This is a genomic window from Ensifer sp. LC11 (assembly GCF_001695835.1).
Lineage (GTDB): Bacteria > Pseudomonadota > Alphaproteobacteria > Rhizobiales > Rhizobiaceae > Ensifer.
The window spans coordinates 14418-28455 of record NZ_MBSO01000012.1; the positions used below are offsets into that span (position 1 = coordinate 14418).

Here is a 14038-nt window from a genome sequence, read left to right on the forward strand (position 1 = left end):
CATGTTTGCCGGAGGCTTGTTAATAGCCAGATCGCAAAGAGGTCAATTTTCTTGACCTCTTTGCGATCTGCGGATCAGGCGGCCACCAGCACCGATTTGGCAGGTTTGCCGGCGACATAGGTCTCGATGATCGCGCGGTCGTCGCCCATGGTCTGCAGTAGGAAAAGCTCATCGGCGAGAGAATTGACCACTTCGGCCCGGAGTGCCATCGCCGGTGTCGCCGCCATGTCGAGCACGATGAAATCGGCGTCCGTCCCGGCTTCGAGCGTGCCGATGCTGCCCTCGAGCGAGAGCGCCTCGGCGTTGCCGCGGGTCATCATGAAGAAGCTGTCGAAGGGATTCAGCCGCTCTCCCTGCAACTGCAGGATTTTGTAGGCCTCATCGAGCGTCTTCAACATGGAGTAGCTGGTGCCGCCGCCGATGTCCGAGGCGACCGAGGTGCGCACCGGCTTGTCGCGGCGGGAAAGCGCGCGGAGCGGAAAGAGGCCGGAGCCGAGGAAGAGGTTGGAGGTCGGGCAGAAGACAGCGACGGACCCGGTCTCGCTTATGACATCGGCTTCCCGCTCCGACAGATGGATGCAATGGCCGAACAGGCTTTTGGGGCCGAGCAGGCCATAGCGGGCGTAGACGTCGGTATAGTCCTTGGCTTCCGGATAGAGCTCGCAGGTAAAGGCGATCTCATCGCGGTTCTCCGAAAGGTGGGTCTGCACATGCAGGTCGGGGAATTCGTGCACCAGCGACCTGGCGACGTCCATCTGCTCCGGTGTCGAGGTGATGGCAAAGCGCGGCGTGATCGCCACGTGGTTGCGGCCCTTGCCGTGCCATTCGCGGATGACGGCGCGGGTTTCGTCGTAGCCCATCTGCGGCGTGTCGAGCAGACCTTGCGGGGCGTTGCGGTCCATCATCACCTTGCCGGCGATCATGCGCATGTCGCGGCGAAGCGCCTCGGCGAAGAAGGCGTCGGCGGACGCCTTGTGTACCGAGCAATAGGCCGTTGCAGTCGTCGTGCCGTGACGCACCATCTCGTCGAAGAAGCGGCTGGCGATGCGCTCCGCGTGGGCGGTTTCGACGAAGCGGCATTCCTCCGGGAAGGTGTAAGTGTTCAACCATTCAAGCAAGTTGGCGGCATAGGACGCCATGACTTGCATCTGCGGGAAGTGCAGGTGGGTGTCGATGAAACCGGGCACGATCAGATGCGGATGGTGGTCGATTTGCGCGACGTCTGCAGGCGCGCTTGCCTTGACCGCGGTGTAAGTGCCGCTTGCGACGATCTGGCCACCCTCGACCAGAAGTGCGCCGTCGCTCTCGTAGCTATAGGCGGCGCTGTCGTCGATCGACGTTGGCGCGCGGTGGAAGCTTAAGAGTCGGCCGCGGATGAGGGTGGTGGTCATTGTGTCTTGCCTTCCTCGACGGCGCTTTCGAACCAGGCTGTCAGCAGCTGGCGCTCGTCCGTCGTCATGTCTGTCACGTTGCCGGGCGGCATCGCATGGCTGCGCCCGGCCTGGATATAGATTTCGCGGGCAAGGGCGGCAATCTCGGCGTCGCTTTCCAGCACCACACCCTTCGGTGCCTGGGTGATGCCCTCATAGACCGGCTCGGCCGCATGGCACATGGAACAGCGGGTCGAGACCGTGTCCTTGACCGCGGGGAAGTGGGCGTTGGCGGCGAAGCGCGTGAAGGCCGGCGCGACCTCGGCCTTCTCGCCGCCGGTCAAAACCTTCGGCACCGTCGACAGCCACATGATCAGGATGAAGATCAGCGCGGTGACGAGCCAGGTCCAGGTCGGCCTGCCCTTGCGGGCGTGGGTGGTGTTGAACCAGTGGCGGATGGTGACGCCCATCAGGAAGACGAGGGCCGCGATGATCCAGTTGAACGCGGTGGCGAAAGCCAGCGGATAGTGGTTCGACAGCATGAAGAAGATGACCGGCAGCGTCAGGTAGTTGTTGTGCAGCGAGCGCTGCTTGGCCTGGGCGCCGAGCTTCGGGTCCGGCGTGCGGCCGGCGATCAGGTCAGCGACGACGATCTTCTGGTTGGGGATGATGATGAAGAAGACGTTGGCCGACATGATCGTCGCGGTAAACGCGCCAAGATGCAGGAAGGCGGCGCGGCCGGTGAAGACCTGAGTGTAGCCCCAGGCCATGGCGACCAGCGCGACATAGAGCAGCGCCATCAGCCCCCAGGTGTTGCCGCCGATCGGCGACTTGCACAAGAGATCATAGAACAGCCAGCCGATGCCGAGCGAGGCGAGCGAGATCAGGATTGCAGTCGTCGCGGAGATGTCGAGCACGTGGCGGTCGATCAGGAAGAGATCGGCGCCGCCGTAATAGACGATACAGAGCATGGCGAAGCCGGAGAGCCACGTCATGTAGGATTCCCATTTGAACCAGGTGAGATGCTCGGGCATCGAGGCCGGCGCGACCAGGTATTTCTGGATGTGATAGAAGCCGCCGCCATGCACCTGCCATTCCTCGCCATAGGCGCCGACAGGCAGGTGATCGCGCTTCACAAGGCCGAGGTCGAGCGCGATGAAATAGAAGGATGAGCCGATCCAGGCGATGGCGGTGATGGCGTGCAGCCAGCGCACGGCAAAGGCCAGCCATTCCCAGGCGATGGCGAACTCGTACATTCAGATCCCCTTTGTCTCAATCCTTTCACCTTGCGCAAAAACAACGGAGCGGAAAAGGGGGCTTTGTGGCTCCTCAAGCTCTATTTGCTTGCAGGAATACCGGCGGGCAGAGTTCGCCGAGGATCCAGTCGCGGAAGATCCGGATCTTCGGCGTGTTGCGCCGGGCGTGCGGATAGGCGAGCCAGTAGTCGCAGCCGTCGCTGCAGCGCAGATCAAAGGGCTGGTAAAGACGGCCGAGCGCCACGTCATCGGGGTAGAACTCCGGTGTCAGAATGGCGACGCCCTGGCCAGCGATGGCGGCGCGCGCCTCGAAGGTTTGTGCGCCAAGCCGGCTGTGCGGCCGTCCCTCGAGATCGGGATCGTCGACGCCGGCCGCCTTGAACCACATCGGCCACCAGGGGTCGCCGGCATCGATGATCCTGAGCTTCAGGAGGTCGCGCGGCTCGTGTACGCCGCCGATGGTTTCGGCAAGCGCCGGGCTCAGCATCGGGCTGAACTCGACGCGCATCAGCGGATGCGTGTCGAGGCCGGGCCAGATGCCGGAGCCCGAACGGATGGCGAGATCGGCAGGCTCGCGGGTAAAATCGGTGAGCGCATCGCTCGTCGTCAGCCGGACGGCAATGTTGGGATGAGCGAGCTGGAAGCTGCCGATGTTGCGGGCGAGCCATTGCGAAGCGAAGGTCGGCGTCGAACTGATCAAAAGCGCACTGTCGATGTCGCCGCGGGCGTTGGAGACGGCCTCCTGCAGCATCTCGAAGGCTTCGGTCACGCGTGGCGCCATGCGCTGGCCGACATCCGTCAGCGAGATCTGCCGGGGGCGGCGCAGGAACAGCGGCTCGCCGACATTCTCCTCGATCAACCTAATCTGGTAGCTAACGGCCGTCTGGGTCATGCCGAGCTCTGCGCCGGCCTTGGTGAAGCTGCCGAGCCTTGCGACCGCTTCGAAGACCCGGAGCGCATTCAGCGGAAACTGCTTCGACATCTTCATGGATAAGTTCTCTTGATGCATGCAGACGGATGTTCGATTGGATTTCGATCCTCCTCCACGGCATCCTTCAAGTCAACTTCCCAAGACGAACAGGTGCTGAAATGACTTGCGATACTTTCGAACATACTGAAAGAAAACCATTTCTCTCGATCGAGCCGATCGTCCGGCTCACCGCTGCTCTCTTCGGCGGCCTCGTTGCTCCGAAGCCCATGCTGGATGTCGGCGCGCTCTCCGATCACATCAAGAGAGATATGGGTTTCATGGACGGCCGCGGCGCCCATGAAGACGACGAGGTGGCTATGGCGGACTCTCACCGCGTTTTTAAGATCGATGAACTGCCGCGAATCTAATCCAGGATCGATGGCCGTCAGGCGTTCCTAAGACGTTCGACGGCCATCAGCACACGCTCCGGTGTTGCCGGCGTATCGAGGCGCGGGCACTCGCGATAATCCGCAACACTCGCTACCGCCATCGACAGCGCTTCCAAAACCGAGATCGGCAGCATGAAGGGCGGCTCTCCCACCGCCTTGGAGCGGCCGATGGTCTTCTCGACGTTGCTCGACCATTCGGCAAGCTTGACGTTGAAGATCTTCGGCCGGTCGGAGGCGAGCGGGATCTTGTAGGTGGAGGGCGCGTGGGTGCGCAACCTGCCCTTGTCGTCCCACCAGAGTTCTTCCGTCGTCAGCCAGCCCATGCCCTGCACGAAGCCGCCCTCGATCTGGCCGATGTCGATCGCCGGGTTGAGCGAACGGCCGACATCATGCAGCACGTCGACGCGATCGACCATGTATTCGCCGGTCAAAGTGTCGATCGACACCTCCGAAACCGAGGCGCCGTAGGCGTAATAATAGAACGGCGTGCCGCGGCCACTGGCGCGGTCCCAGTGGATCTTCGGCGTCTTGTAGTAGCCGGCGGCGGAAAGCTGGATGCGGCCCATATAGGCCTGCTTGATGAATTCGGGGAAGGGGACGAGTTCCTCGCCGATCTTCACGTGGTTCGGCACGAAGCTGACATTCTCTGGCGTCGTCTGCCAGCGTTCGCAGGCAAAGCTGACCAGCCGTTCCTTGATCTGGCGTGCCGCGTCATGAGCCGCCATGCCGTTGAGGTCGGAGCCTGAGGAGGCGGCGGTTGCAGAGGTGTTCGGCACTTTGCCTGTCGTCGTCGCGGTGATGCGCACGCGGTCGAGGTCGACCTGGAAACTGTCGGCGATCACCTGCGCCACCTTGATATAGAGGCCCTGGCCCATCTCGGTGCCGCCATGGTTCAGGTGGATCGAGCCGTCCTGATAGATATGCACCAGAGCACCGGCCTGGTTGAAGGCGGTGAGCGTAAAGGAGATGCCGAACTTCACCGGCGTCAGCGCGATGCCCTTGCGGATCACGCGGCTCGTGCGGTTGAAGTCGAGGATCGCCTGGCGGCGTGCCTGATAGTCGGCGCTCTCTTCCAGTTCGGCGACGATCTGCGCGATGATATTGTCTTCGACCTGCTGGTGGTAAGGGGTGACGTCCCGGCCGGAACCCTTTTCGCCGTAGAAGTTCAGCTTGCGGATTTCGAGCGGGTCCTTGCCGAGCTGGTAGGCGATCTCCTCGATGATGCGTTCGCCGCCGACCATCCCTTGAGGCCCGCCGAAGCCGCGATAGGCGGTGTTCGACACGGTGTTGGTCTTCAGCGGCTGCGAGGTGAGCTTCACATGCGGGTAGAAATAGGAGCTGTCGGCGTGGAACAGCGCCCGGTCGGTCACCGGGCCGGAGAGGTCCGACGAATAGCCGCAGCGCGCCGCATAGTTTGCCTGGACCGCATGGATGCGGCCTTCGTCATCGAAGCCGACATCGTAGTCGACGAGAAAGTCGTGGCGCTTGCCGGTCGCCGTCATGTCCTCGTCGCGGTCGGGGCGGAACTTGACGGCGCGGTTGAGCTTTTTGGCGGCGACAGCTGCGAGCGCTGCGAACTGGTTGCCTTGGGTTTCCTTGCCGCCGAAGCCGCCGCCCATGCGGCGCACATTCACGGTCACCGCATTCGAGGGGACGCCGAGCACGTGCGAAACCATGTGCTGGATCTCGCTCGGGTGCTGGGTCGAGGACCAGACGGTGACCTCGTCGTCCTCACCGGGAATGGCAAGGGCGATATGGCCCTCGAGGTAGAAATGCTCCTGGCCGCCGACGCGCATGCTGCCCTTCAAGCGCCGCGGCGCCTTCTCCAGTTCGGCTTCAGCGTCGCCACGCTGCAGGGTCAAAGGCTGGGTGACGAGTTGGCCGCCATGGGCGACGGCGTCAAGGATGTCGGTGAAATGCGGCAGGTCGCGATAGGTGATCTTCGCCAGCCTCGCCGCCCGGCGGGCGATGTCGCGGGTCTCGGCGATGACGGCAAAGGCCGGTTGACCGTGGAACTGGACGAGACCATCGGCAAGAACCGGCTCGTCGTGCAGGTGGCTGGGGCTGATGTCGTTGGAGTGCGGCATGTCCCTGGCCGTCAGCACCAGGACGACCCCGGGCTCGGCGGCGACGGCCGAGAGGTCCATCGCGGTGATTTCCGCATGGGCGCGGTCCGTCATGCCGAGTGCGCCATGCAGGGTGCCCACGGGTTCGGGCATGTCGTCGATGTAGTCGGCGGTGCCTGCCACATGCTTGTGGGCGCTGTCGTGACGCTGCGGGGCGTGCATTTCGCCGCTGATTGCCTTGCGTTCCTCGAAGGTGGACTTGTCCATGGCTATTTCTCTCCCGCAGCAAAGCGCACAAGCTGCGCAGACTCTCCGCCGCTCTCCAGCAAGAAGCGCATCAACAGGTTCTTCGCTGCCAGCATGCGGTAGTCGCTGGTGGCGCGCCAGTCGGTGAGCGGCTGGTAATCGGTTTCAAAAGCTGGTTGCGCCGCGCGGACCGTTTCCTCGTTCCAGGGTTTGCCGGTGAGCGCGGCCTCAACGTTCGTCGCACGCTTCGGCGTGGCGGCCATGCCGCCGAAGGCGATGCGCGCGGCCCGGACAACGCCGGCTTCCACCGACAGGCGGAAGGCGCCGAGCAAAGCGGAAATGTCCTCGTCGCGACGCTTGGAGATCTTGTAGGCGGCGAAGAGGTCCCCCTCCGGCAGGTGCGGCACGAAGACGCTTTCGACGAATTCGCCCGGCTGGCGGTCCTGCTTGCCGTAGGCGACGAAGAACGCTTCGAGCGGCAGCGTGCGCCGGCCCTTGGTCGAGCGCAGCGTCACGGTGGCGCCGAGCGCGATCAGGGGCGGCGGGCTGTCGCCGATCGGCGAACCGTTGGCGATGTTGCCGCCGATCGTGCCCATGTTGCGCACCTGCTCGCCGCCGATCCGGTTGATCAGCGGGCCGAAGCCGGGAAAAGCTTTGCCAAGTGCGGCATAGGCCATGGTGTAGCTGACGCCGGCGCCGATCGTCAGACCCGCCTCGGTCTCTTCGATGCGCTGCAGTTCGGCGATGCCGTTGATAAAGATAGCCGGGTTGATCGGCCGCATCTGCTTGGTCACCCAGAGGCCGACATCGGTGGAACCGGCAACCACGGTCGCCCCCGGGTTGTCGGCAAGCACCGCCGCCAGGCCGTCGCCGTCGGCAGGCACGATCAGACAGTTGTCGCCCTGGCGGATGGTGATCGTTTCGGTTGGCGCCAGTGCCTTCAGCCGGGCGGTGATCGTTTCGCGTTCTTTCGCAATCGGGTCGAAGATGTCGGAGGGACGCGCCTGTGCAGCCGCTTCGGCGGCGCGCACGATCGGCTCATAGCCGGTGCAACGACAGAGGTTGCCCTGCAGCGCTTTTTCGATGTCGGCTCGATCAGGATCGTCGTTTGCGAGCCAGAGGCCATAGAGTGACATGACGAAGCCTGGCGTGCAGAAGCCGCATTGCGAGCCGTGGAAATCGACCATCGCCTGCTGCACCGGATGCAGCGTCCCGTCCTGGCCGGCAAGGTGTTCGACCGTGACGACATGGGTTGCCTGTAGCGAGCCGAGGAAGCGGATGCAGGCATTGACGCTTTCATAGACGAGCCTGTCGCCCGCAATCCTGCCGACGAGCACGGTGCAGGCGCCGCAGTCACCCTCGGCACAGCCTTCTTTGGTGCCGGTCAGCCGGCGCTCGAGCCTCAGATAGTCGAGCAGTGTCGTGGTCGGCGCGATGTCGGAAAGCGCGACCTCGCGATCGTTGAGGATGAAGCTGATGCTTCCGTTCGGCTGGGGCATGCCATTCATTCCCTGCGGCTACAGCATATTACCTGAAATCACTTTGATCTTAGGTGGTTATGCGGAAAAGCAAAGGGCCGAACGGACTTTTGCGCGCCATCCTGGCGGCGCGCGCCTCATCAAGTGCGCTGCCGTCTTCAGTGATTTCGCCCGCTACTGCGCGGTCCAGCCGCCGTCCATCGACACGTGGGTGCCGGTGACCTGCGCCGCATCGTCGCCGGCAAGATAGACGGCGAGGGCGGCGACCTGCTCGACCGTGATGAACTTCTTGGTTGGCTGGCCCTTCAGCATCACGTCGTTGATCACCTGCTGCTCGGTGATGCCGCGGGTGCGTGCCTGATCGGGGATCTGCTTTTCGACGAGCGGCGTCAGCACGTAGCCCGGGCAGATCGAGTTCGCGGTGATGCCGTTTTCGGCGACTTCGAGCGCCACGGTCTTCGTCAGGCCGAGCACCCCGTGCTTGGCCGCCACGTACGCCGCCTTAAACGGCGAGGCGACAAGGCCGTGAGCGGAGGCGATGTTGATGATGCGGCCCCAACCTTTGGCCTTCATGCCGGGAATGGCGGCGCGAATGGTATGGAAGGAGGAGGAGAGGTTGATCGCGATGATGCGGTCCCATTGCTCGATCGGGAAATCCTCGACCTTTTCGACATATTGAATGCCGGCATTGTTAACGAGGATATCGACGTTGCCGAAGCGCGTCGTCGCGGTGGCGATCAGGTCGGCGATCTCGGCTGGCTTCGTCATGTCGGCGCCGTGATAGAGGACCGTCCCGCTCGTCAGTGCGCTGACCTCGTCCGTCGCTTGTCTGATCTCATCAGCGCTGCCGAAGCCATTCAGCACGATGTTGGCACCGCCCTTGGCGAAGGCCTTGGCGATCGCAAGCCCGATGCCGCTCGTCGAACCGGTGATGACCGCTGTTTTCGTCATTGCTGCTCTCTCCCTTTGCGGCGCCGCGGACTGCCTTTTGTTGCGGCGCAACAGCGCCAGCCTACGCGTAAAACCGCGGCGCTGACAATTGTGTTTTTGAGCTTGCGGCCACAGAGTTGAGACGGGGAATGGTGAAGCCAGTTGCTTGCGTTTTGTTTTCGTTTGACATTCGTTTTGCCATCGTATTGAAGTTTTCGAAATGACATCCCGCCCGTAAGGCAGGGTGAACAGACATGCGTGTGGCCGGGGAGGGGCATATGGGCGGATATATTCTCGCAATCGATCAGGGTACGACCTCGAGCCGGGCGATCGTCTTCGACGGCCGGCAGCAGATTGCCGGTGCCGGCCAGAAGGAATTCAAGCAGCACTTCCCGAAATCCGGCTGGGTCGAGCACGACCCCGAGGAAATCTGGCAGACCGTGCTTTCAACCGTTAAGGACGCGATCGCCAAGGCGGGCATCACCGCCGGCGATCTTTCAGGCATCGGCATCACCAATCAGCGCGAGACCGTCGTCGTCTGGGATCGCGAAACCGGCAATCCCATCCACAATGCCATCGTCTGGCAGGACCGCCGCACCGCCTCCTATTGTGACGGGCTGAAGAAGCAGGGGCTCGAAAAGACCTTCACCAGGAAGACCGGTCTGCTGCTCGATCCCTATTTCTCCGGCACCAAGCTTAACTGGCTCTTGGCCAATGTCGATAAGGCGCAGGGGCGTGCCGCCAAGGGTGAGCTCTGCTTCGGCACCATCGACACTTTCCTCATCTGGCGGTTGACCGGCGGCAAGTCCTTCGTGACCGACGCGACCAATGCCTCGCGCACGCTCCTCTACAACATTGCCGAGAACGCGTGGGACGACGAGCTTCTGAAGATCCTGAAGGTACCGCGTGCCATGCTGCCGGAGGTCAAGGATTGTGCCGCCGATTTCGGCGTCACCGATCCGGCAATCTTCGGCGCCGCCATCCCGATCCTCGGCGTTGCCGGCGACCAGCAGGCCGCGACCATCGGCCAGGCCTGCTTCAAGCCGGGCATGCTGAAATCCACCTATGGCACCGGCTGCTTCGCGCTGCTCAACACCGGCAAGGACATGGTGCGCTCGAAAAACCGGCTGCTGACGACGATTGCCTACAGGCTTGATGGCGAGACGACCTATGCGCTCGAAGGCTCGATCTTCGTGGCCGGTGCCGCCGTGCAATGGCTGCGCGACGGGCTGAAGGTGATCAAGGCAGCACCCGACACCGGGACACTGGCCGAAAGTGCCGATCCGACGCAGGAGGTCTATCTGGTGCCGGCCTTCACCGGTCTCGGTGCGCCGCACTGGGATCCGGACGCGCGCGGCGCGATCTTCGGCATGACCCGCAACACCGGTCCGGCGGAATTCGCGCGCGCTGCGCTTGAAGCCGTCTGCTACCAGACGCGCGACTTGCTTGAGGCGATGCACAAGGACTGGCGCAACGACGGCAAGGAAACGGTGCTGCGCGTTGATGGCGGTATGGTCGCCTCCGACTGGACGATGCAGCGGCTTTCCGACCTGCTGGACGCGCCGGTCGATCGGCCCGTCATCCTGGAAACGACCGCGCTCGGCGTCGCCTGGCTTGCCGGCAGCCGCGCCGGCGTCTGGCCGAGGCAGGAAGAGTTCGCCAAGTCCTGGGCGCGCGACCGCCGCTTCGAGCCGGCCATGGACGACAAGACGCGCAAGACCAAGCTCAAAGGCTGGCGCAATGCCGTCAAGCGCACGTTGAGCTAAGAGTGCCAATGTGCGGACGGTTCGCCCTGAGCATCCAGTCTTGTCCACGATCTGACACACGACGCAATCATGCTCATCCGGGAAACACAGCGTTTCCCGGATGAGCATTTGCTGCCCAGCCGCGCGCCAACTATCTGTTGTCACAACAGAAACAGGACGGGCATCATGGAACTCGGGGCTTTACACATTCGCGGATGTCGATCCGAACGCGGCAGACAAGGGCAGGGAGGGGCAGCGCCGGCTCAACGATCTGCTCGAAGAGATCGAGCTTGCCGATCAGGTGGGCCTCGACGTCTTCGGGCTTGGCGAGCATCACCGCCCTGACTATGCAGCCTCCGCGCCGGCCGTGATCCTCGCGGCGGCGGCCGCGAGGACGAAGACCATCCGGCTGACCAGCGCCGTGACGGTCCTAAGCTCCGACGATCCGGTGCGCGTCTTTCAGCAGTTCTCGACGCTGGACCTGATCTCCAATGGCCGCGCCGAAATCATGGCCGGCCGCGGCTCCTTCATCGAGTCCTTCCCGCTCTTCGGCCAGTCGCTCGACGACTACGACCAGCTCTTTGCCGAGAAACTCGATCTCTTGATCGCCCTGCGCGACAGCGAGAAGGTCACGTGGTCGGGCGAGATGCGGCCGGCGATCAATGATCGCGGCGTCTATCCGCGGCCGCTGCAGGACGCGTTGCCACTGTGGATCGCCGTCGGCGGCACGCCGCAATCGGTGGCGCGCGCGGGCGCGCTCGGCCTGCCGGTGGCGCTTGCGATCATCGGCGGCGAACCGCGCCGGTTCGCGCCGCTCTTTGACCTCTACCGCGAGGCCGCGCGCCGCGCCGGCCAGGATGCGGCCAAGCTGAAAACCAGCATCAACGTGCATGGCTTCATCGCCGATACGACCGATCTTGCCGCCGACCAGTTCTACGGGCCGCAGGCCGAGGTGATGAACCGCATCGGCCGCGAGCGCGGCTGGGGGCCGACCAACCGGACGCATTTCGACCAGGCCCGCAGCCCTGCCGGTAACCTCTTCCTCGGCGATCCGGAAACGGTGGCCGAGAAGATCGTCGAGAACTGGAAGGTCTTCCGCAACGATCGCTTCCTCTTGCAGATGGCCATCGGCCCGATGCCGCACGACCAGATCATGCGCGGCATCGAGCTTTACGGCACCAAGGTGGCGCCGCTGGTGCGCAAGGCGGTGGCGGAAGAGAAGGCTGCGGCTCCGGCCGCCGTCTGATCGCTCGAGGACCGGGGGCGATGTTTGCCCCCGGCCGTCCCGCTCGGTGCTGGCGTAACGCGCAACGACACGCTACATGTGAGCGCGAAAGCGAGACACGGATGACCCTCAACAACGAAGAAGACCTGCTGCGGCTGAAGGAAATCGGCCGCATCTGCGCCAATGCGCTGGAGGCCATGGGCGAGGCGCTGGAACCCGGCATCACCACGGCGGAACTGGACGCGATCGGCCGCAAGGTGCTGGAAGAAGCCGGTGCGCGTTCGGCGCCTGAGCTCTGCTACAATTTCCCTGGCGCCACCTGCATCAGCGTCAACGAGGAAATCGCCCACGGCATTCCGGGCAGCCGGGTGATCAAGGCCGGCGATCTCGTCAATATCGACGTCTCGGCGGAGAAGGACGGTATTTTCGCCGACACCGGTGCCTCATTTCCGGTGCCGCCGGTCACCGCCGCCATCGATCGGCTCTGCCGCGACGGCAAGCGGGCAATGTGGGTGGGCCTGAAGCAGGTGCGGCCCGACCAGCCGCTGGCGGCCATCGGCAACGCGATCGGCGACTTCGCCCGCAAGAACCGCTATTCGCTCGTCACCAATCTCGCGAGCCACGGCATCGGCCGTTCGCTGCACGAGGAGCCGACCGAGATCGCCACCTGGCCCGATCCGCGCGAGCGCCGGCGGATGACCGATGGCATGGTCTTCACCGTCGAGCCTTTCCTGTCGATGGGCGCGCAATGGGCCGAAGGCGGCAACGACGACTGGACGCTCTACAGCGATCCGCGTGCGCCGACCGTGCAGTACGAGCATACGGTCGTGGTGACGCGCGGCGGTCCGCTGGTGGTGACGCTGCCGGGTTGACGCAACGCCGACTTGCCGTCCGACGTTGCAGGCGGCTATGGCCGTGCGACCGCTGTAACCCATTGAAAACGACGATCGTTCGATTTCTTCAATAGGTCCTTCAATTATTGTCGTTTGTGGCCCGCCGTGTTGCGGTGCAATAAAGCGGCATGACCACGCTCGACAGACCGCTTCAGACCAATATCGCCGCCACGGCAACCGCCGGCGCCATTGCCATGGCCGTCGCCATGGGGTTCGGTCGCTTTTCCTACACACCCATCCTGCCGGCGATGATGGCTGATCTCGGCCTGTCTGCTGGTGATGCGGGGCTCATCGCGTCGGCCAATTTCGTCGGCTACCTCGCCGGCGCCATTCTCGCTGCCTATGGCTGGGCGCATGGGTATGAGCGCCGCATTGGCCTGGCGGCGCTCGTCGCTACGACAATGCTTTTGGCGGCGATGGGGCTTTCGTCCTCCGTTTTCGTGCTGGCCCTCATCCGGTTCCTAGCCGGGCTCGCCAGCGCCTTTGCGATGATCTTCATCTCCGGGATCGTGCTTGGGCATGGTCTGCTGGCGCGTTCCGAACATGTGCCGGCGGCGCATTTCGGTGGTGTCGGCCTCGGCATCGCGTTCTCCTCGCTCTGCGTCTGGGCCAGCCCGCTGGCCGGTCACGCCGGGCTTTCGATGTCTGAGGGCGACTGGTTTATCGGCGCCCTGGTCGGGCTGATCGGCACCATCTTCGTTGCTGCCCTCCTGCCGGGCGTTCCTTCCTCCGGCGGCGGCGTCGTTCGGGAAAAGCCGCTTCGCTGGACCCGGCCTCTGACGGTGGTGACGTTCACCTACGCGCTCTTCGGCTTCGGTTATGTGATCACCGCCACTTTCCTCGTCGCCATGGCGGGCGACGCCAGCGGCGGCCACAGCATCGAGTTTCTGGCCTGGCTGCTGACGGGGCTTGCCGCAGCACTTTCCGTCTATCTCTGGCGCTTCGCCGTACGGCGTTTCGGCCTCGCCGGTGTTTATGCGATCGGCCTCCTGGTCGAGGCGGTGGGATTGGTGCTGACAGTCGGCCTGCCCTTGCCCTATGCGCCGCTTGCCGGCGGGCTGATGCTGGGCGCGACCTTCATGATGATCACGGCTTATGGCCTGCAGATCGGCCGACAGCTCGCGCCCGAAAGCCCGCGCAAGGCGCTGGCCCTGATGACCGCCGCCTTCGGCATCGGCCAGATCATCGGGCCGCTCGTTGCCGGCTGGCTTGCGGAGCGCACCGGAAGCTTTGCCGCGCCGACCCTGATTGCGGCCGTCGTTCTCTTCTTCTGCGGCGGGGTCATCGTCGTCGAGCTGAAGCGGATTTCCGCGGCGCTGCGGTCCTGAGTGACGGCGAAAAGCGTGCCTCTGGCACAGCCGTTCGATCGGATGAAATAACAGTAACGTTTACATTACCCGATTGTTGGCGAAGGCGCTTTGCCCTAGTTTCGGCGCTTCGGGAGGCGAGTAGTTCGTCTCCTCCGAAACG

11 protein-coding genes are annotated in these 14038 nt (G+C 63.8%); 5 read left to right on the top strand and 6 right to left on the bottom strand.

Translation table 11 applies throughout. The features are described from left to right. Positions 1–74: 74 nt before the first annotated feature. From guaD to BBX50_RS08800, 3 genes are all read right to left on the bottom strand, one after another. A complete protein-coding gene (gene guaD / locus BBX50_RS08790; protein WP_065774943.1) occupies positions 75–1391 on the bottom strand; it encodes a guanine deaminase in 1317 nt (438 codons plus the stop codon). Beyond that, positions 1388–2626 carry a urate hydroxylase PuuD gene (gene puuD, locus BBX50_RS08795; protein ID WP_065774944.1) on the bottom strand — a complete coding sequence of 413 codons (1239 nt, stop codon included), beginning with the start codon at positions 2624–2626 and terminating at the stop codon, positions 1388–1390. The genes guaD and puuD overlap by 4 nt, the downstream gene beginning before the upstream one ends. A 73-nt stretch (positions 2627–2699) precedes the next feature. Further along, entirely contained in the window at positions 2700–3614 is a 915-nt protein-coding gene (locus BBX50_RS08800; RefSeq protein WP_065774945.1) for a LysR substrate-binding domain-containing protein, read from the bottom strand. A 29-nt stretch (positions 3615–3643) separates the two neighbouring features. On the opposite strand from BBX50_RS08800, the gene BBX50_RS08805 reads away from it, so the two are divergent. Next, positions 3644–3964 (top strand): hypothetical protein, encoded by a 321-nt coding sequence (locus BBX50_RS08805; RefSeq protein ID WP_083213601.1) that lies wholly within the window; start codon positions 3644–3646, stop codon positions 3962–3964. Between the two features lie 17 nt (positions 3965–3981). On the opposite strand, the gene xdhB is transcribed toward BBX50_RS08805, so the two are convergent. The 3 genes from xdhB to BBX50_RS08820 form a co-directional block, all read right to left on the bottom strand. After that, the gene (xdhB, locus tag BBX50_RS08810; protein WP_065774946.1) at positions 3982–6318 is read right to left on the bottom strand and encodes a xanthine dehydrogenase molybdopterin binding subunit; all 2337 of its coding nucleotides are present in this window, start codon (positions 6316–6318) and stop codon (positions 3982–3984) included. Between the two features lie 2 nt (positions 6319–6320). After that, a complete protein-coding gene (gene xdhA, locus BBX50_RS08815; protein ID WP_065774947.1) occupies positions 6321–7796 on the bottom strand; it encodes a xanthine dehydrogenase small subunit in 1476 nt (491 codons plus the stop codon). 153 nt (positions 7797–7949) lie between these two features. Further along, positions 7950–8726: a 3-hydroxybutyrate dehydrogenase gene (locus tag BBX50_RS08820; RefSeq protein WP_065774948.1), complete on the bottom strand. Its 777-nt coding sequence runs from the start codon at positions 8724–8726 to the stop codon at positions 7950–7952. 257 nt (positions 8727–8983) lie between these two features. Here BBX50_RS08820 and glpK point away from each other — a divergent pair, with 257 nt between their 5' ends. From glpK to BBX50_RS08840, 4 genes are all read left to right on the top strand, one after another. After that, positions 8984–10471 carry a glycerol kinase GlpK gene (gene glpK / locus BBX50_RS08825; RefSeq protein WP_065774949.1) on the top strand — a complete coding sequence of 496 codons (1488 nt, stop codon included), beginning with the start codon at positions 8984–8986 and terminating at the stop codon, positions 10469–10471. 100 nt (positions 10472–10571) lie between these two features. Next, on the top strand, positions 10572–11696 hold the full coding sequence (locus BBX50_RS08830) for an LLM class flavin-dependent oxidoreductase (RefSeq protein WP_244513121.1): 1125 nt from the start codon (positions 10572–10574) through the stop codon (positions 11694–11696). Between the two features lie 101 nt (positions 11697–11797). Beyond that, positions 11798–12547, top strand: a complete 750-nt coding sequence (gene map, locus BBX50_RS08835; protein ID WP_065774950.1) for a type I methionyl aminopeptidase — start codon at positions 11798–11800, stop codon at positions 12545–12547. 149 nt (positions 12548–12696) lie between these two features. Then, positions 12697–13896, top strand: a complete 1200-nt coding sequence (locus tag BBX50_RS08840) for an MFS transporter (RefSeq protein WP_201723460.1) — start codon at positions 12697–12699, stop codon at positions 13894–13896. Positions 13897–14038 lie beyond the last annotated feature (142 nt).